Annotated in this window: 22 protein-coding genes; 6 read left to right on the top strand and 16 right to left on the bottom strand. The window is 64.1% G+C overall.

The features are described 5' to 3' along the window. Nucleotides 1-55 precede the first annotated feature (55 nt). The 7 genes from ureG to ureC form a co-directional block, all read right to left on the bottom strand. Complete coding sequence (gene ureG, locus NKJ81_RS05675; protein ID WP_352539916.1) at nt 56-697, bottom strand: urease accessory protein UreG; 642 nt, start codon at nt 695-697, stop codon at nt 56-58. Next, nucleotides 694-1,134 (bottom strand): DUF3995 domain-containing protein, encoded by a 441-nt coding sequence (locus tag NKJ81_RS05670; RefSeq protein ID WP_352539915.1) that lies wholly within the window; start codon nt 1,132-1,134, stop codon nt 694-696. Before NKJ81_RS05670 ends, ureG begins: the two co-directional genes overlap by 4 nt. After that, complete coding sequence (locus tag NKJ81_RS05665) at nt 1,131-1,820, bottom strand: urease accessory protein UreF (protein ID WP_352539914.1); 690 nt, start codon at nt 1,818-1,820, stop codon at nt 1,131-1,133. The genes NKJ81_RS05670 and NKJ81_RS05665 overlap by 4 nt, the downstream gene beginning before the upstream one ends. After that, entirely contained in the window at nt 1,813-2,388 is a 576-nt protein-coding gene (locus tag NKJ81_RS05660) for an urease accessory protein UreE (protein ID WP_352539913.1), read from the bottom strand. The genes NKJ81_RS05665 and NKJ81_RS05660 overlap by 8 nt, the downstream gene beginning before the upstream one ends. 57 nt (nt 2,389-2,445) lie before the next feature. Then, nucleotides 2,446-3,039, bottom strand: a complete 594-nt coding sequence (locus tag NKJ81_RS05655) for a hypothetical protein (protein ID WP_352539912.1) — start codon at nt 3,037-3,039, stop codon at nt 2,446-2,448. A gap of 114 nt (nt 3,040-3,153) precedes the next feature. After that, nucleotides 3,154-3,930 (bottom strand): hypothetical protein, encoded by a 777-nt coding sequence (locus NKJ81_RS05650; RefSeq protein ID WP_352539911.1) that lies wholly within the window; start codon nt 3,928-3,930, stop codon nt 3,154-3,156. A gap of 8 nt (nt 3,931-3,938) precedes the next feature. Continuing rightward, the gene (ureC, locus tag NKJ81_RS05645; RefSeq protein ID WP_502895709.1) at nt 3,939-5,651 is read right to left on the bottom strand and encodes an urease subunit alpha; all 1,713 of its coding nucleotides are present in this window, start codon (nt 5,649-5,651) and stop codon (nt 3,939-3,941) included. Between the two features lie 179 nt (nt 5,652-5,830). Here ureC and NKJ81_RS05640 point away from each other — a divergent pair, with 179 nt between their 5' ends. Next, the gene (locus tag NKJ81_RS05640) at nt 5,831-6,214 is read left to right on the top strand and encodes a hypothetical protein (RefSeq protein WP_023677006.1); all 384 of its coding nucleotides are present in this window, start codon (nt 5,831-5,833) and stop codon (nt 6,212-6,214) included. A gap of 126 nt (nt 6,215-6,340) precedes the next feature. After that, nucleotides 6,341-6,835, top strand: a complete 495-nt coding sequence (locus NKJ81_RS05635) for a hypothetical protein (protein ID WP_352449488.1) — start codon at nt 6,341-6,343, stop codon at nt 6,833-6,835. 26 nt (nt 6,836-6,861) lie between these two features. Here the strand turns inward: NKJ81_RS05635 and NKJ81_RS05630 are convergent, their stop codons facing one another. The 5 genes from NKJ81_RS05630 to NKJ81_RS05610 are packed head-to-tail and all read right to left on the bottom strand — an operon-like array spanning nt 6,862 to nt 9,247. After that, complete coding sequence (locus tag NKJ81_RS05630; protein ID WP_023677008.1) at nt 6,862-7,167, bottom strand: urease subunit beta; 306 nt, start codon at nt 7,165-7,167, stop codon at nt 6,862-6,864. 7 nt (nt 7,168-7,174) lie between these two features. Beyond that, complete coding sequence (locus NKJ81_RS05625; protein ID WP_352540030.1) at nt 7,175-7,768, bottom strand: HupE/UreJ family protein; 594 nt, start codon at nt 7,766-7,768, stop codon at nt 7,175-7,177. A gap of 28 nt (nt 7,769-7,796) precedes the next feature. Then, nucleotides 7,797-8,054 (bottom strand): DUF1272 domain-containing protein, encoded by a 258-nt coding sequence (locus NKJ81_RS05620; RefSeq protein ID WP_352539910.1) that lies wholly within the window; start codon nt 8,052-8,054, stop codon nt 7,797-7,799. 19 nt (nt 8,055-8,073) lie between these two features. Beyond that, nucleotides 8,074-8,376: an urease subunit gamma gene (locus NKJ81_RS05615; RefSeq protein ID WP_023677011.1), complete on the bottom strand. Its 303-nt coding sequence runs from the start codon at nt 8,374-8,376 to the stop codon at nt 8,074-8,076. Nucleotides 8,377-8,404: 28 nt separating this feature from the next. Next, nucleotides 8,405-9,247 carry an urease accessory protein UreD gene (locus NKJ81_RS05610; protein ID WP_352539909.1) on the bottom strand — a complete coding sequence of 281 codons (843 nt, stop codon included), beginning with the start codon at nt 9,245-9,247 and terminating at the stop codon, nt 8,405-8,407. Nucleotides 9,248-9,449: 202 nt separating this feature from the next. Between NKJ81_RS05610 and NKJ81_RS05605 the strand changes: the two genes are divergently transcribed. From NKJ81_RS05605 to NKJ81_RS05595, 3 genes are all read left to right on the top strand, one after another. Next, nucleotides 9,450-9,704, top strand: a complete 255-nt coding sequence (locus tag NKJ81_RS05605) for an acyl carrier protein (protein ID WP_023677013.1) — start codon at nt 9,450-9,452, stop codon at nt 9,702-9,704. A 4-nt stretch (nt 9,705-9,708) separates the two neighbouring features. Further along, a complete protein-coding gene (locus NKJ81_RS05600; protein WP_352474750.1) occupies nt 9,709-10,917 on the top strand; it encodes a beta-ketoacyl-[acyl-carrier-protein] synthase family protein in 1,209 nt (402 codons plus the stop codon). 136 nt (nt 10,918-11,053) lie between these two features. Beyond that, nucleotides 11,054-11,758, top strand: a complete 705-nt coding sequence (locus NKJ81_RS05595) for a glutathione S-transferase family protein (protein WP_352539908.1) — start codon at nt 11,054-11,056, stop codon at nt 11,756-11,758. A gap of 21 nt (nt 11,759-11,779) precedes the next feature. On the opposite strand, the gene NKJ81_RS05590 is transcribed toward NKJ81_RS05595, so the two are convergent. The 4 genes from NKJ81_RS05590 to NKJ81_RS05575 all read right to left on the bottom strand — a co-directional run bounded on the left by NKJ81_RS05590 (nt 11,780) and on the right by NKJ81_RS05575 (nt 14,029). After that, nucleotides 11,780-11,908, bottom strand: a complete 129-nt coding sequence (locus tag NKJ81_RS05590; RefSeq protein ID WP_302893450.1) for a hypothetical protein — start codon at nt 11,906-11,908, stop codon at nt 11,780-11,782. After that, on the bottom strand, nt 11,895-12,155 hold the full coding sequence (locus tag NKJ81_RS05585) for a hypothetical protein (protein ID WP_352539907.1): 261 nt from the start codon (nt 12,153-12,155) through the stop codon (nt 11,895-11,897). The genes NKJ81_RS05590 and NKJ81_RS05585 overlap by 14 nt, the downstream gene beginning before the upstream one ends. Nucleotides 12,156-12,225: 70 nt before the next feature. After that, complete coding sequence (locus NKJ81_RS05580) at nt 12,226-12,846, bottom strand: nucleoside triphosphate hydrolase (protein ID WP_352539906.1); 621 nt, start codon at nt 12,844-12,846, stop codon at nt 12,226-12,228. A gap of 76 nt (nt 12,847-12,922) precedes the next feature. Continuing rightward, on the bottom strand, nt 12,923-14,029 hold the full coding sequence (locus NKJ81_RS05575; RefSeq protein WP_352539905.1) for a hypothetical protein: 1,107 nt from the start codon (nt 14,027-14,029) through the stop codon (nt 12,923-12,925). A gap of 237 nt (nt 14,030-14,266) precedes the next feature. Between NKJ81_RS05575 and NKJ81_RS05570 the strand changes: the two genes are divergently transcribed. Next, a complete protein-coding gene (locus NKJ81_RS05570; protein ID WP_352539904.1) occupies nt 14,267-15,157 on the top strand; it encodes a D-alanyl-D-alanine carboxypeptidase family protein in 891 nt (296 codons plus the stop codon). The last annotated feature ends 14 nt before the right edge of the window (nt 15,158-15,171 follow it).

Below are 15,171 nucleotides of genomic sequence, written 5' to 3'. Positions count from 1 at the left end.
ATGCCGCGCGGCTGGAACACGCGCAACCGGTTTCGTTTGGTGCAGGCGAGCGCCGTTATGCCGCCGTGCTGGTGGCCGTGCCGACCCTCAGCCCGCCATGTTCGACGATGAAATCTATCACCTCCTGAAGCCCTTTGCCGCGCGACAGGTCGGTGAAGCCGAACGGCCGTTTGCCGCGCATGCGGGCAGCGTCGCTTTCCATCACGTCGAGATTGACGTTCACATAGGGCGCAAGGTCGCTCTTGTTGATGACCAGGAAATCCGACCGCGTGATTGCCGGCCCGCCCTTGCGCGGGATCTCCTCGCCCTGGCAAACTGAGATGACATAAAGCGTCAGGTCGGCAAGGTCCGGCGAGAAGGTGGCGGCGAGGTTGTCGCCGCCCGATTCGATGAAGACGATGTCGAGATCCGGGAATTTTTTGGTCATCTCGGCGATCGCCTGCAGATTGATCGAGGCGTCCTCGCGAATGGCGGTGTGCGGGCAGCCGCCGGTCTCGACGCCGATGATGCGATCCTCAGGGAGCGCCTGCAGCCGGGCCAGCATCATGGCGTCTTCCTTGGTGTAGATGTCGTTGGTGACGACCGCGATCGAGAACTCGTCACGCAGCGCCTTGCAAAGCTTTTCGGTGAGCGTCGTCTTGCCCGAGCCGACCGGACCGCCGATGCCGACGCGAAGAGGACCGTTGGGTGATATCATGCGGGGAACTCCGTGAGGGCAAGAATGGCAAAGCCAAGCCCGATCAGCAGGCACAGCGGCGAATAATAACGCAGATCGAGCCGCGCGAAAGGCTGTTCGGGCGTCAACCGGCGCCACCACGGCGTGAAGCCGGCAATGCCGCGCGCCAGGAAGACCAGTGCGATGAGCAGCGCTGTGGCGGCAAGCCCTGCCTTGGGAAAGGGCGTGGCAAACACACCTTCGAGCGCCATGGGCCACAGTGTCGCTAGGCCCAGGCATGCGGCAACGGCGAAGCTGGCGAAGGGTGCCGGCATCTCGTCGACGCCGCGAAAGCCGATGACCGCGCGAGCGCAGGAGGCGGCGTCCCTGCCCGGCCAGATGCCGCCAATGCCCCAATAGACATGCAGTGCTGTGATCAACAGCAGGACGAGCGAGAGGGCGAAAGCGAGGACGATCATGAGCGGAACAGCCGCGAATACTGGGCCTCGTGCTTCATCGCCGTGACGTCGGAGATGAAAGCGCAGCCGCCGAGATCATCGAGGGTCGAGCCGGCAGCGCGGTCGGCCGTGGCCAGGGCAAGCGGTTCGAAGGCGGCCAGTAGCGTCATCGCGGCACTCTGGCCAACGATGCCAAGCCGGATCGCAGCTTGGACGAGATTGGAGAAGAAGGCCTGCAGAAAGGCCGCCAGGGCGTCCCGCAGCGCAATGCCGTGATCGCCGGCAACGGCGCCGACGGCAACGCAATAGGCACATTCGGCCGGCAGGCGATCCAGCACCTGGCACGGCCAGGCGATGGCCGCCTTCAGGAAAGCAGCGCCCTGCAGCATGGTCTCGGCATGGCGCTCGCGCGAGCCTGCCAGAGCTTCTGCAAGGGCGACGATTTCATCGAGATCGCCGGTTTCGCGCGCCCTGCGCCAGCTTTCGGCAAACAGCACCGCATCATTCCAGCCCGAACCCATCTCGACCAGCGTTTCCAGCCACGCGGCGAGCTCTTTGCTGTCGGCAACCAGCCCGGCATGCACGGCTTGCTCGAGACCATGGCTGTAGGAAAAGCCGCCGACCGGGAAGGAAGGCGACAGCCACGCCATCAGCCGCAACAAAGCAATATTGGAAGGCTGGGCAACGTCGGAAGGCTGGTCAGTCATGGTCATGGTCGTGCGAATGGCTATGGGAATGCGATTCGCTATGGGTATGGGAGTGCGCTTCGGCATGGCTGTGCGCATGCGCCTCGGCGTGAGAATGGCCATGGCCGGAATAAGCGCCGCGCACCGGCTTGAATGGCTCGGAGACGTCGCTCACCGTGGCGCCCAGCCCTTCCAGCATCGCCTTGATGACATGGTTGCGCAGAATGAGGATTCGGCCAGCCTCGATGCTTGCCGCGAGATGACGGTTGCCGATATGCCAGGCAAGTTCGGCCAGATGGACAGGGCCGCCGGCACGGATATCGTAGAGCGGCTCCTCGGCCGCGATGATCTCGATGTGGCGGCCATCCTCCAGCACCAGCCGGTCACCATGGTTCAAGGTCACCGGTTCGGGCAGGTCGACCAGCACTTTGTCGCTACGGGCCGTTTCGATGGCGCGACGGCGCAGATGCCGCTCGTCATGAGCAAGCACCGCACTGTCGTATGGCGTCGTGGTTCCGGCTTCGCCTGCGGCCAGGGCGGAGACGGCGCGCGGGAATTTGGTGAAGTCGGTGCGAATATCGAGCTTCATGTAAAAACTGCCTCTCCCAAAAAGCCTAGCCTATCGCATCCGCCGCCCCAATGGCGCTCAGACGATCGTGTCGAAGAGCCGCAGGATGAACGATATCTGATAGACGAGCGCGCCGGCGACAAAGGCGATATGGAAACGGCGGTCGCGCATCAGGATCGCAATGACGCAAAGCGCAACGAAAACCGGCGTGCGGATCAGATATTCGACGCCGAAATGGGCGAAATGCTCCGGCCCTTTCAGCAGCGTGTCGATCACGTCGAGCAGATAGGTCGCCGCCAGCAGGCCGAAGAACCAGGCCCGGCGCGAATAGAAGAAATCCTCGTAGCTGGTGTAGTCCAGCATCGAATCCGGAAACAGCAGCGCGCAAAGCAAAAACAGCGTGACGGCGTAGAAGATGATGAACAGGTATTTGCCGAAGGTCCAATTCTCGATCTGGAACAGACCGAACTCCCACCACCAGAAATGCACCAGCATCAAAAGCACCGACGCAACCCAGGCGAGGTGCACGGGATAGAGCCGGTACTGGCCGGGATGCTGGACGATGCGGGCGAGCCCCGACAGCAGCCGTGTGACGCCAAGGCCGATCACCATGCCCAGGACGATGCGGATATGCGGGAAAATGTCGTGGGCGTAGGGGAGTTGCTGGTCCATAGGCCTGGCGCGGCATGTTCTACATTTGGCGTTCTAGATTGTGATCTGAAAAGTGAAAACCGGTTTCTGCTGCGCTGACCTGCCGTTCGAATGTTGAGTCCGTTGAGACCTTGGCTATTGGTGCGCCGCAAGCAGATCGGATGAAATGGATGGCGTCTGCGCCAGATACTTCGTTGCCTTGCGAAAATAGGCCAACGGCCCGGAATCCAGATACTCGCGCGCGTCCTGTATTCCCTGACCGCGCGCCTGGATGAACAGCGCCAGCGCAAAGGCGCGTTCCGCTGGCGACAGATAGCCTTGTCGCTCGAAGGACCAGCCTTGCGTGCCGGTGGCGGTGTCGCGGTACTGAGTGAAACTCGCCGCAGTGTTGGAATTGAAGATACCAAAGCCGAAGAAGGTGACCGCGAGATCGGTTGCGAACTCCTCCATCTCGGTGCCGCCCGGCGGTTCTTCAGGCACCGAGAACAGCAATGGATGACAAATCTCATGCGCGAACGTCGCAATGAGCTTCATGGGCTTGGGAACGATCGCCGGATTGTAGGTGATTGTCATGGCACCGCCCCGGGACACGGAGAAGGTCCCGGCAGGCTCCCGCGGCGCGTCCTGAAGGACCTGAAGCGGTCCCAAAACCGGATCGATTGAATCTTCCTGTGGCACGAGATTGAAGCGGGCCGCATCGATGCCAAAATATGCCGCCACCTGCCCGAAATAGTGCGATGCAGCGGCGTGCCCCTGTTCTTCAGAGGGGGTGAAAAATGCTCGTGTTGGCAAGATCAGCGAACGTTTGCGCAGCGCGGCTGCCCCGCCGAAATGCCTGAGCAGCCAACCCCAGCAATCGAGCTGCCACTCCTCGTCGTCGGCGTCCAGCGGGGAGCTTGTGCGCCAGAACACGCATCACCTCAAAACAAAAAGTACCTTTGCGCCATCGGTAGCACGGTTGCTGGCTCGCAGGTCAAGAGTTCGCCGTCGGCGCGGACCTCATAGGTTTCGGGGTCGACCTGGACATGCGGCGTGGCGTCATTGAGCACCATCGAATGCTTGCCGATGCCGCCGCGGGTGTTTTCGACCGCGACCATCTGCTTGTCGACGCCGAGCCTGCCGCGCAGGCCGGCGTCGAGCGCGGCCTTCGAAACGAAGGTCACCGACGAATTGGTCATCGCCTTGCCGTAGGCCCCGAACATCGGCCGGTAATGCATCGGCTGCGGCGTCGGGATCGAGGCGTTGGGATCGCCCATCGGGGCGGCGGCGATCATGCCGCCGATCAGCACCATGTCCGGCTTGACGCCGAAAAAGGCCGGATTCCACAGCACGAGGTCGGCGCGTTTTCCCACCGCCACCGAGCCGATGTCCTTCGACAGGCCATGCGCGATGGCCGGATTGATGGTGTATTTGGCGATGTAGCGGCGGACGCGGAAATTGTCGTTGTCGCCGGTCTCCTGCGGCAGCGAACCGCGCTGCCGCTTCATCTTGTCGGCGGTCTGCCAGCAGCGGATCGCCACTTCGCCGACACGGCCCATGGCCTGGCTGTCCGACGAGATGATCGAGAAGGCGCCGATGTCGTGCAGAATGTCTTCGGCGGCGATGGTTTCCTTGCGGATGCGGCTCTCGGCAAAGGCGATATCTTCGGGGATCGACGGCGACAGATGGTGACAGACCATCAGCATGTCGAGGTGTTCGGCCAGCGTGTTGATCGTGTAGGGGCGTGTCGGGTTGGTCGAGGACGGAATGACGTTAGGCAGGCCGCAGACCTTGATGATATCAGGCGCGTGGCCGCCGCCGGCGCCTTCGGTGTGGAAGGCATGGATGGTGCGGCCCTTGATCGCCGCGACCGTGTTTTCGACGAAGCCGGACTCGTTCAGCGTGTCGGTGTGGATCATTACCTGCACGTCGTAATCGTCGGCAACCGACAGGCAGCAGTCGATTGCAGCCGGCGTCGTGCCCCAGTCCTCGTGCAACTTCAGCGAGCAGGCGCCGGCAAGCACCATCTCCTCGAGCGCGGCGGGCAGCGACGCGTTGCCCTTGCCCGACAGGCCGATATTCATCGGGAAGGCGTCGAAAGACTGGATCATGCGCGCCAGATGCCACGGCCCAGGCGTGCAGGTGGTGGCCAGCGTGCCGTGCGCCGGGCCGGTGCCGCCGCCGAGCATGGTGGTGATGCCCGACATCAGCGCTTCCTCGATCTGCTGCGGGCAGATGAAGTGGATATGCGCGTCGAAGCCGCCGGCGGTCAGGATCTTGCCCTCGCCGGCGATAATCTCGGTGCCGGGACCGATGATGATGGTGACGCCGCCTTGGGTATCCGGATTGCCGGCCTTGCCGATCGCGGCGATACGGCCGTCCCTGAGGCCGATATCTGCCTTGACGATACCGGCGGTGGCATCGACGACCAGCGCATTGGTGATGACGGTGTCGACCGCGCCTTGCGCGCGCGACACCTGGCTCTGGCCCATGCCGTCGCGGATGACCTTGCCGCCACCGAACTTCACCTCCTCGCCGTAAAGAGTGAGATCCCTTTCGACCTCGATGAACAGCTCGGTGTCGGCGAGCCGGACCTTGTCGCCGACGGTCGGGCCGTACATCTGCGCATAGGCGGCGCGGGTGATTTTAGCCATCAGCAATTGCTCCCGAAATACAGCCCGAAAATACCGCTTGTCGAAGCCGGGCCCCACATTGCCGCCATCCTATGGTCACGCAATGACCCGCTGAGCGACACTTTCCGATCCCATTTAGCGTTTGAGGTGGCCGGGCCACCCCAAAACCACAATTTGCCAATCGATGGAAAGGAACATCCATGCGCAAAACGACCCTTCTGGCAGCCGCCGCCACGCTGGTGCTCGCAACCGCCGCCAGCGCCCAGCAACAGCCCGCGCAGCAGCCCAGTCCGGCGCCGGCTGCGCCTGCTCCTGCCGCGCCCGGGGCGCAGCCGCAGGCGCCCACCATCCAGGCGATCAACGTCGTCGATATTAAGGATCTGCCCGCGGACACTCAAGCCAAGGTCAACGAGGTGATCGCCAAGCGCAGCGATGCCGACCTGCAGAAACTGCGCGGCTCGATCGACGCGACACCGCAGGTCAAATCCGCGCTCGAAGCCAAGGGGCTCACCTCGGCGCAGGTGATCGCCGCCAGCATGAGCACCAATGGCGCGCTGACGCTGATCACCAAGAAAGCGAGCTGACGAGACGAGGCGGCGGGCCGGCGCCCGGCCAGCCCGCCGCATCGCAAAGGGAACCTTCACGGGGGACGTTACGTTTCGGTCCTGTCGCCCTGACACGAGCCTCGAAAAGGACCCTGAGAACGAGCGATGGCGATCACCACCTTCTCCGACACCAGATGGCTGCATGGGATTGCCGCGACCGCGTTTCTGGCAGCCAGCATTCCGCACGCCGCGCTGAACGCGCAGAGCCTCGACAGCGCCGAGACCGTCAACCGGATCGTCGGCTCGGAGGTCGGCCAGGAAGAGGCCCAGACAAATGCGGAAGCCGGCAAGGTCAGTTCGGCGATCGACCGCACGCGTGAAAACATCGCCGCCGTGCGCAAGACATCCAAGCTCGACAAGGTCGATATCGTGTTTCTTACCGATGCCGCGCGCACCGAAGGCGGCCCGCCGCCGGCGATCGAAAACAAGGTCAGGCAACATCGGGACGACATCGCCGAGCTGCGCAAGGAGATCGAAGCGAACGCATTGCTGTTCAACGCCATCGATTCGCGGCGAGTGCAAACCGAGGACGTTCTGGCGGTGGAATTCGACGATCCGGGAAAGGTCGTCATCTATGCGGCGGCCAAGCCGCCCGGCTGAGCCGAAACTGCTCGACGCCTTCGATCTCACAGCGCGCCCATGATCTTCTGCTGAAATCCGTAGACCTCGCGCTTGCCGCCGAACGGCACCAGGGTAACGTCGCGCTCTTGGCCGGGCTCGAAACGCATGGCGGTGCCGGCAGCGATGTCGAGGCGCATGCCGCGGGCCTTGTCGCGATCGAATCTCAGTCCCTCATTGGTCTCGAAGAAATGATAATGGCTGCCTACCTGGATCGGCCGGTCGCCGCTGTTGGCTACCTTCAAGGTGACCGTCGCCAGACCCTTGTTCAGTTCGATCTCGCCGCTTGCCGTGATGATTTCGCCGGGGATCATTGCGGCCTCACATGACGCCAAAAGCGAGGCCGGCGCCAATCGCGGCACAAGCGGCGCCAGCGGCGCGGGCAAGCCCGCGGAAGCGCCAGCCGAGGCCGAGACCGGCCGCGATGCCGACGGCGTGGAGCAGTGCCGTGGCAACGGCAAAGCCCGCCATATAGCCGAGTCCGCCGACATTCCCAGGCACCTCGGTGCCATGGGCATAGCCGTGGAACAGCGCGAACAGGCCGATGACGGCGACGCCGGCCGAGACAGGAAGATCGACGGCGAGCGCAACCAGCAGCCCGAGTGCCACGACGGACGCCAGTATCGCCGGCTCGACGAAAGGCATCGGCACATGCAGCATGCCAAGCACGCCGCCGGCCAGCATGACGCTTACGAAGGCCAGCGGCCATGCCCAGATCACTTTGTCGCCCTTGAGCGCGGCCCATAGCCCGACGGCAATCATCGCCGTCATGTGATCGAGGCCGGAGAGCGGGTGGGAGAAGCCGGCGGTGAAGGACCAAACCGTGCCGACGCCGACATGGGCATAGGCTGGCATTGCTGCCGCCAGCAACAGGACCGCCGACAGCGTTGAGCGTTTCATCGTAGCGGGGATCATCGGCGTAGCTTCCATCTTCGAGTACCTCTCACGCCGCCTTGCGGGCCGGAGCGCAGCCCTCTGCCTTGAGGACGCGCCTGGTGGAGGCCGGATATTTCTTCAGCAGCGCTGCCGGACGGATCGGGCGGGCCGAGAAGTTGCCGCCGCAATTCGGACAGGCGCCGCCGAGCACGTTTTGTGCGCAGTCGGCGCAAAAGGTGCATTCGAAGGTGCAGATCACCGCATCCGTCGCATCGGGCGGCAGATCCTTGTCGCAGCACTCGCAGTTGGGACGCAGCTCAAGCATTTTCCTCTCCTTGGCGGTGTTATCTGATCGGCTCGTGCACGGTCACCAGCTTGGTGCCGTCTGGAAACGTCGCCTCGACCTGCACATCGTGGATCATTTCTGCAATGCCTTCCATCACCTGGGCCCGGGTGACGACATGGGCGCCGGCCTCCATCAGCTCGGCGACCGCGCGGCCGTCGCGGGCACCCTCGACGACGAAATCGGTGATCAGCGCGATCGCTTCCGGATGATTGAGCTTGACGCCGCGTTCGAGCCGCTTGCGGGCCACGATCGCCGCCATGGCGATCAGCAGCTTGTCTTTCTCCCTCGGCGTCAGATTCATGCTTTTTCCTGCGGTGGCACAATCGAAATCAGAGTGACCATAATTTGGGCAGGCCCGCCCGTCCGTTGAGCAATTCGACAAGCGGCACCAGCCGCTTGCGGAGCTGGTAGCCGTCCTCGGCGAACAGCCTCGCAAGAAGCTTGCCAGATTTCCGCACGCTCCAGAAACTGACGCCGCCCTGGCCGCCGACTATGCCCCGGGCCGGCTCGAGCAAAGCCTCTGCCCGTGGCGACACCATCAGCAGCGTCGCCACGGCGACGGCACCGCCGGCCGCTGCGGGACGGTTCAAGGCGGCCGCAATGTCCGGCCCGATGCGGAACTCCTCTGCATGGACCAGCGCCCCGTCCTGGCGGACGCGCCAGCGGTCGTGGAAATGGCCTTGCGTGGCCCGTTCACCCATGGCCAGGCGGCCGAAGACGGTGGCCTCCAGGATCAGCGCCTCGGCTCCGGTGGCAAGCTCCACGTCAAGGCTGCGGGCAAAGGCCGAGCGGTCGAAGACGATGGTTTCCTGTGGCAGCCAGGCAATGTGGCCGTCTTCCCCGACAGTCAGCTGCACCCGCACTTCGGCGCGGTCGGATGCGGCGCGATAGATTTTCTCGCAGGCCTGCGTTGTTATGGTTGCGGAGGCGCCGGCACCGACATCGACCTCCCAGGCGAGACGGTCGCCACCGGTCAGCCCACCGGCGGTGTTGATCAGGACGGCTTCGAGCGGATCGGCCGAGACCGCCGGCATGCGGATCTTGGCTGAACCGTCCTGGTACAGACGCCGAAGACGCGTGCGGCCTCCGTTCCAGTCGCAGCCAAGCCGCGCGACGCCGGCAACACGCTGGGCCGGCGGCACTGAAGTCAAGCTATATGCGATCGTATCCACGACACCAACGTTAAGCACTGCGGCGGCTTTGTCGATATATAGCTTGTTGCTTGACAGCGTTTCGGTTTCTATAGAGGGAGCCACCTTGGTACGGTCACCGGCGCCTGGCGGGGGTAAAAGGCGACGATGACGACGTAATCGAGGACAAAAGGGGCGCTGATCAGTTGGCGTCGGGAAACGACAGAGTTGGGGAAGAAACCGAATGGCTGACCAGCTGGCAAACGATATCATCGCCAAGATCAAGGCTCATGCCGAGCCGGGCGGCGAGGAAATCACCACCAGTACCGAACTGACCGCCCTTGGCATCCATTCGCTGGAACTGACGGAGATCATCTTCGATCTCGAGGAAGAGTATGGCATCGAAATCGAGATGAACACTGTCGATGCCTGGAGCAATCTGAAGAATGTCGGCGACATGGTCGAGGCGGTTCGCGCGCTGATCGCGAAAAAAGCCTGACTGAATGCACAAGCGCGTCGTCATCACGGGCATCGGCGGATTATGCGGGCTCGGCACCAATGCATCGGCAATCTGGAATGAAATGCGCGCCGGCCGTTCGGCAATCGGCGCGATCGACAATCCGCTGCTGCATGATCTGAAGGTCAAGGTCGGCTGCGAAATCAAGGCGCTTCCCGAGCACGGCATCGACCGCAAGCAGGTCGTGTCGATGGACCGCTTCAGCCTTCTGGCGACGATCGCCGCGCGGGAGGCGGCACAGCAGGCGGGATTGAACCCGCACGCGGCCAACACCTACCGGATGGGCACCATCGTCGGCGTCGGCGTCTGCGGCTGGGAGGCAATCGAAGAGAACTATCGCGCCATCCTGCTCGAAGGCAAGAACCGCGCCGGCATCTTCACCGTCCCGAAAGTAATGCCGGGCGCTGCAGCCGGCCATGTCAGCATGAATCTTGGTCTGCGCGGGCCGGTGTTCGGCATCACCTCTGCCTGCTCGTCATCCAACCACGCCATTGCCTCGGCGGTCGATCAGATCAGGCTCGGCCGGGCCGACGTCATGGTCGCCGGCGGCACCGATGCGCCGCTGGTCTGGGGCATCCTCAAGGGCTGGGAGGCCCTGCGGGTACTGTCGCCGGACACCTGCCGGCCGTTTTCGGGCGACCGCCAGGGGCTCGTGCTCGGCGAAGGCGCCGGCATGGTGGTGCTGGAAACATATGAGCATGCCATGGCGCGCGGCGCCGCCATCCTTGCCGAAATCGCCGGCGTCGGCCTTTCCGCCGACGCCTCCGATATCGTCGCGCCAACCATCGAAGGGCCTGAGGCGGCGATGCGCTTCTGCCTCGTCGATGCCGGGCTCAATCCCGAGGACGTCGACTATCTCAACGCGCATGGCACCGGCACCAAGGCCAACGATCAGATCGAGACGGCGGCGATCAAACGCGTGTTCGGCGGCCATGCCTACAAGCTTTCGGTGTCCTCGACCAAATCGATGCACGCCCACTGCCTCGGCGCCTCCGGCGCGCTGGAAATGATCGCCTGCGTGATGGCGATCCGCGAAGGCATCGTGCCGCCGACCGCCAATTATCGGGAAGCCGACGCCGACTGCGATCTCGACATCACGCCGAACGTGGCGCGCGAACGCACCGTGCGCACCGCGATCAGCAACAGCTTCGCCTTCGGCGGCACCAATGCGGTGCTGGCGGTCAAGGCCGTGTGACCGCACCCCTTGCGGGTCCTTCACCGGGGCCGGCGAAACTTTCCATGCGCATATTGATCGCGCCAGGCGTCGCGCCTAACTCTCTGCGACCCGCCATGACCGTGCCGCTCGGCGCGGTCCCCTACCAGGAGTTTCGATGACCGATCTGTCCGCGTTTCCGATTGCCAGGCGCTGGCCGGCGAGCCACCCCGACCGCATCCAGCTTTATTCGTTTCCGACGCCGAACGGGGTGAAGATATCGATCGCGCTGGAGGAACTTGGCCTGCCTTACGAGCCGCATGCCGTCGATATCGGCAAGAACGAGAGCTGGACCCCGGAATTCCTGTCTTTGAACCCGAACGGCAAGATACCGGCGATGATCGATCCGGACGGCCCGGGCGGCAAGCCGATCGGCTTGTTCGAATCCGGTGCCATCCTGCTTTACCTCAGCGACAAGACCGGCCAGCTGGTCCCGGCAGACGCGACGCTGCGTTATGAGACGATCCAGTGGGTGTTCTTCCAGATGGCTTCGATCGGGCCGATGTTCGGCCAAGTCGGATTCTTCCACAAATTCGCTGGGCGCGAAATCGCCGACAAGCGCCCGCTGGAACGTTATCGCGACGAGTCGCGACGGCTGATCGGCGTCCTCGAAACGAGGCTCAAGGGCCGTAGCTGGATCATGGGCGACGATTACACGATCGCCGATATTTCGATGCTTGGGTGGGTGCGCAATCTGATCGGCTTCTACGAGGCGCGGGAACTCGTCGGTTTCGACGATTTCCCCAGCGTGGGCGCATGGCTGGAGCGTGGCCTCGCCCGACCGGCGGTGCAGAGGGGCCTCACCATTCCGGCCAGAAACTGATCTTACGTCGATTCCGCTCGGCTATTTTGCCTTGGTCCGGGGCTTTGAGCCGCCCTTGCCGACTACGGAAGCAGCAAGCGACGCCGCACCTTTGGCGGTGGCAAGCACGGCACCGGCGGCGACATTGGCCGTTGCTTTAACAGTGCGCATTGCGCTGCCTGCGATCGATCCTCTGCTGCTTGCCGATCTTTTGGGCTTGGGTGCAGCGGCTTTGGCCGCGGCAGGCATCACCTTTTTCGGCGCCGCCTTGCCAAAGCTGGGCTTTGCCGCATCCTTGGAGCGGGCCGCTGCTGCCGGGCCGGCGCTGGTTTTCACTCGAGTGGCTTTTGATCGTGTTGCCCTGCCCTTGGCGGGCGCAGGCTTTCTTGCCATGGTTTCCATCGAACGGTTCCCTCATGGGCACAATTGCCGTGTCCGGGATAACGGCCTGAAACTGGCAAGGTTCCGGCCGGGCGGTTCCTTGCAAGTCAGGCCAGGTCGCCGACCACCAGGTCGGCGGGCCGCCGACGGGCAAGCACGCGGTCGATGTTCGGCATATCGTTAGAGGCGATCCAGGCGCGCGCGTCCTCGTCGGAGCGGCCGTGCTCGTGCCATCGCGCCAGCAGTCGGCGCTCGAGCTCGGCGCGCGGCACATCGACGAAGATCGAGAAGTCGAACAGCGGCGCCAGCCGCGTCCAGGGTTCCTCGTCGAGCAGCAGATAATTGCCTTCGACCAGGATGAATTTGGTGTCGGCGGCGACAATCGCAGCGGCGGCGCGCGACAGCTCCATGCTGCGGTCGAAGACCGGGATGGCGATATCCGGCTCGCCGGCGCGGATGCGCTTCAGCAGCGCTTCGAAGCCGGCAAAATCAAAGGTTTCCGGAGCACCTTTTCGCGCGCGAAGGCCGCGTCGATCGAGCACGACGTCATCGTAATGGAAGCCATCCATCGGCACGACTTCCGCCGTGCCTTCCGGCAGCAGGTCGTGCAAGCCTGCCGACAATGTCGACTTGCCGGCGCCGGGCGGACCGGCAATGGCAACGATGAAGCGCGGCGCCTTGCCGGCGCGCTTGAAAATGGCAGCAGCGATATGGGCGATTTCTGACATTGGCCCCCTTACGGTGGTTCTGGCGCATTTTGGCGGCAGTTTTCGGAAATTTCAAACGCCGGATTGTGCCAAGCCTTCAATCGGGCCTGGATTGACCGATCCGCAGGAAATCGCCGTCGAAGCCGATGTCGCGCACGGCACCGTCAGCCGCCAGGATGCGCATGCGGCCCGGCGAGGTCGTGACGTCGTGCGGCGGCTCGCCGGATGGCCAAGGCAGCGCGCCGATGACATGGCGGAACGAAAAGCGGCGCCCTTCGGAAAGGGCAAAGGCGGTCGCCACGCCTTCGCGCTTCAGCCAATTGTCGCCGAGCGATGCGGCGTGGCCGACGGCCGTGCGGCCGTCCTCGATGCCGAGCACGCCGCGGTGGCGGCCGCTCCACGGCGCATAGTCGCGCCCGCCATTGCTGACCCACAGCATGGTGACCGGCAGTTCGGCCGAGTTCTTCAGCACCAGCACGAGGTCGGCTTCCGCCTGGCGCGCCAGCGCCGTCCAGCCCGGTCCGCCATGGTCGGCTTCGACCAGCGTGACGAAGTCCTCACGCAGCTGGTCCATGCGATAGGTGGTCAGGTCAATCGTGCCGCCGTCGGCAGCGGGAAAGCGCGTCAGGTCGGCGGTTCGCGCCGGGTAGGCGAGCAACGAGCGGCCGCGGGCCGGATCGGGCTCCGGCGCCTCACTCGGCGTTGCGGCAAGGCGCTTCGGCGAGAACGCTAGCCTGCCGCCGGCCGTCATCACCGTCATCGGGTGGTGGGCGACGGGGATGGCGCCGGCCCCGCCGGAAAAGACGTGTTCCTGATAGAGAAAGGGATGATCGTCGCGCAAGGTCAGGATCTTGTCGACGGTTGCGCCCATGACCGGGTGCTGCAGGCGGAAGACGGCGCGCCAGCCGTCGGCCGTTGCCGCGCTGTCGACGACGTCCCAGCGACTATTTGCCGGCCAGCCATGCAAAGGTGCCGCTTCGACGTCGCTGATCGAGAACGGCGCGCAGAGGAAATCGCCGGACAGGTGGACCGTCCCTTCGGGCAGATCTTTCGGCAGCATCTCGCGCGGCTCGCCGACCCAGGGTGCGCGATGCAGCGGCTTCAGCCGGCGGCCATCGATATCGACCGTCATGTCGGGGAGATGGCCGACGGCAAGATCGACCGATACCGAAATGCCCGTCGCCGTGATCGTGACCGTATCCATGTGCACCTACCGATTCTGCCAGCCCGATTCTGCCGGCCCGATTCTGCCGGCGCCAGCAAAGCCCACTCGCCGCCGGTTGCGCAAGCGCGGTGGCCGGCAATTCACCTCAGGCGGCGCCACGTCGGCCTGTGGACAGGGCACCGTTCGAGGGCCAGACCGATATTAACCAAATGGACTGTGCCTTTGCGTTAAGATAGCTTCGCCTCGTCTCAGAAACTGCCTGCCTTCGGAACTGACTTGTCCGCCTTCCGGTTCTTTTCGTCCATCCACAAATGCGTCGCTGTGCTGGCGCTGCTGCTGTTTGCTGCCGGCTGCACGACTGTCACGCCGCCCGACAGCGTGCTGGCGGTACCGGCGCCGCCGCAGAAATATGCCACCATGGTCATCGATGCCGGCACCGGCAAGACGCTGTTCGAGGTCAATTCGACGGCGCCGCGTTATCCGGCGTCACTGACCAAGATGATGACGCTCTACCTCCTGTTCGAGGCGCTGGACCAGGGCCGCATCAGCAAGGAGACGCAAATTCCGGTGTCGGACAACGCCGCCCGGCAGCCGCCGACCAAGCTGCGGTTCAGGCGCGGCGAGACCATCGACGTCGATTCGGCGATCCGCGCCATCGTCGTCAAATCGGCCAATGACGTGGCGGTCGCCGTTGCCGAATATCTCGGCGGCAGCGAAGAGGCGTTCGCCGGCATGATGACCGCCAAGGCGCGCCAGATCGGCATGAGCAGCACCGTGTTCCGCAACGCCTCGGGCCTGCCGGACGGCGACCAGCATACCAGCGCGCGCGACATGGCGGTGCTCGGCATGGCGCTGCACGCCCGCTTCCCGCAGCATTTCCACTATTTCTCCGAAAGCGACTTCATGTTCCGCGGCAGGCTGGTGCGCGGCCACAACGACATGCTCGGCCGGGTGCGCGGCGTCGACGGCATCAAGACCGGCTACATCAGGGCTTCGGGCTTCAACATCGTCACCTCCTATAATGCAGACGGGCACAGGCTGATCATCGTGGTGATGGGCGCCGACAGCGCGCGCCAGCGCAACGACCACGTCGAGGCGCTGATCCAGCGCAGCCTGTTGCCGACCTCCGAGGCAAAGACGCGGCTGCTGTACGCCGAGGAGCAGTGAGAGGTGACGTCCGA

The sequence above is a fragment of the Mesorhizobium sp. M0018 genome (assembly GCF_040323955.1).
In the GTDB taxonomy this organism is placed as follows: domain Bacteria; phylum Pseudomonadota; class Alphaproteobacteria; order Rhizobiales; family Rhizobiaceae; genus Mesorhizobium.
This window is presented reverse-complemented; position numbering and strand designations above follow the sequence as displayed.

Coding starts and splice junctions, on each gene's coding strand:
- NKJ81_RS05630 (WP_023677008.1), bottom strand. CDS start 7,167: ATGATCCCCGGCGAAATCATCACGGCAAGCGGCGAGATCGAACTGAAC.
- ureG (WP_352539916.1), bottom strand. CDS start 697: ATGATATCACCCAACGGTCCTCTTCGCGTCGGCATCGGCGGTCCGGTC.
- NKJ81_RS05640 (WP_023677006.1), top strand. CDS start 5,831: ATGCGCAAAACGACCCTTCTGGCAGCCGCCGCCACGCTGGTGCTCGCA.
- NKJ81_RS05620 (WP_352539910.1), bottom strand. CDS start 8,054: ATGCTTGAGCTGCGTCCCAACTGCGAGTGCTGCGACAAGGATCTGCCG.
- NKJ81_RS05615 (WP_023677011.1), bottom strand. CDS start 8,376: ATGAATCTGACGCCGAGGGAGAAAGACAAGCTGCTGATCGCCATGGCG.
- NKJ81_RS05595 (WP_352539908.1), top strand. CDS start 11,054: ATGACCGATCTGTCCGCGTTTCCGATTGCCAGGCGCTGGCCGGCGAGC.
- NKJ81_RS05655 (WP_352539912.1), bottom strand. CDS start 3,039: ATGGACCAGCAACTCCCCTACGCCCACGACATTTTCCCGCATATCCGC.
- NKJ81_RS05670 (WP_352539915.1), bottom strand. CDS start 1,134: ATGATCGTCCTCGCTTTCGCCCTCTCGCTCGTCCTGCTGTTGATCACA.
- NKJ81_RS05625 (WP_352540030.1), bottom strand. CDS start 7,768: ATGATCCCCGCTACGATGAAACGCTCAACGCTGTCGGCGGTCCTGTTG.
- NKJ81_RS05605 (WP_023677013.1), top strand. CDS start 9,450: ATGGCTGACCAGCTGGCAAACGATATCATCGCCAAGATCAAGGCTCAT.
- NKJ81_RS05660 (WP_352539913.1), bottom strand. CDS start 2,388: ATGAAGCTCGATATTCGCACCGACTTCACCAAATTCCCGCGCGCCGTC.
- NKJ81_RS05590 (WP_302893450.1), bottom strand. CDS start 11,908: ATGCGCACTGTTAAAGCAACGGCCAATGTCGCCGCCGGTGCCGTGCTT.
- NKJ81_RS05585 (WP_352539907.1), bottom strand. CDS start 12,155: ATGAGGGAACCGTTCGATGGAAACCATGGCAAGAAAGCCTGCGCCCGC.
- NKJ81_RS05580 (WP_352539906.1), bottom strand. CDS start 12,846: ATGTCAGAAATCGCCCATATCGCTGCTGCCATTTTCAAGCGCGCCGGC.
- NKJ81_RS05575 (WP_352539905.1), bottom strand. CDS start 14,029: ATGGATACGGTCACGATCACGGCGACGGGCATTTCGGTATCGGTCGAT.
- NKJ81_RS05600 (WP_352474750.1), top strand. CDS start 9,709: ATGCACAAGCGCGTCGTCATCACGGGCATCGGCGGATTATGCGGGCTC.
- NKJ81_RS05635 (WP_352449488.1), top strand. CDS start 6,341: ATGGCGATCACCACCTTCTCCGACACCAGATGGCTGCATGGGATTGCC.
- ureC (WP_502895709.1), bottom strand. CDS start 5,651: ATGGCTAAAATCACCCGCGCCGCCTATGCGCAGATGTACGGCCCGACC.
- NKJ81_RS05665 (WP_352539914.1), bottom strand. CDS start 1,820: ATGACTGACCAGCCTTCCGACGTTGCCCAGCCTTCCAATATTGCTTTG.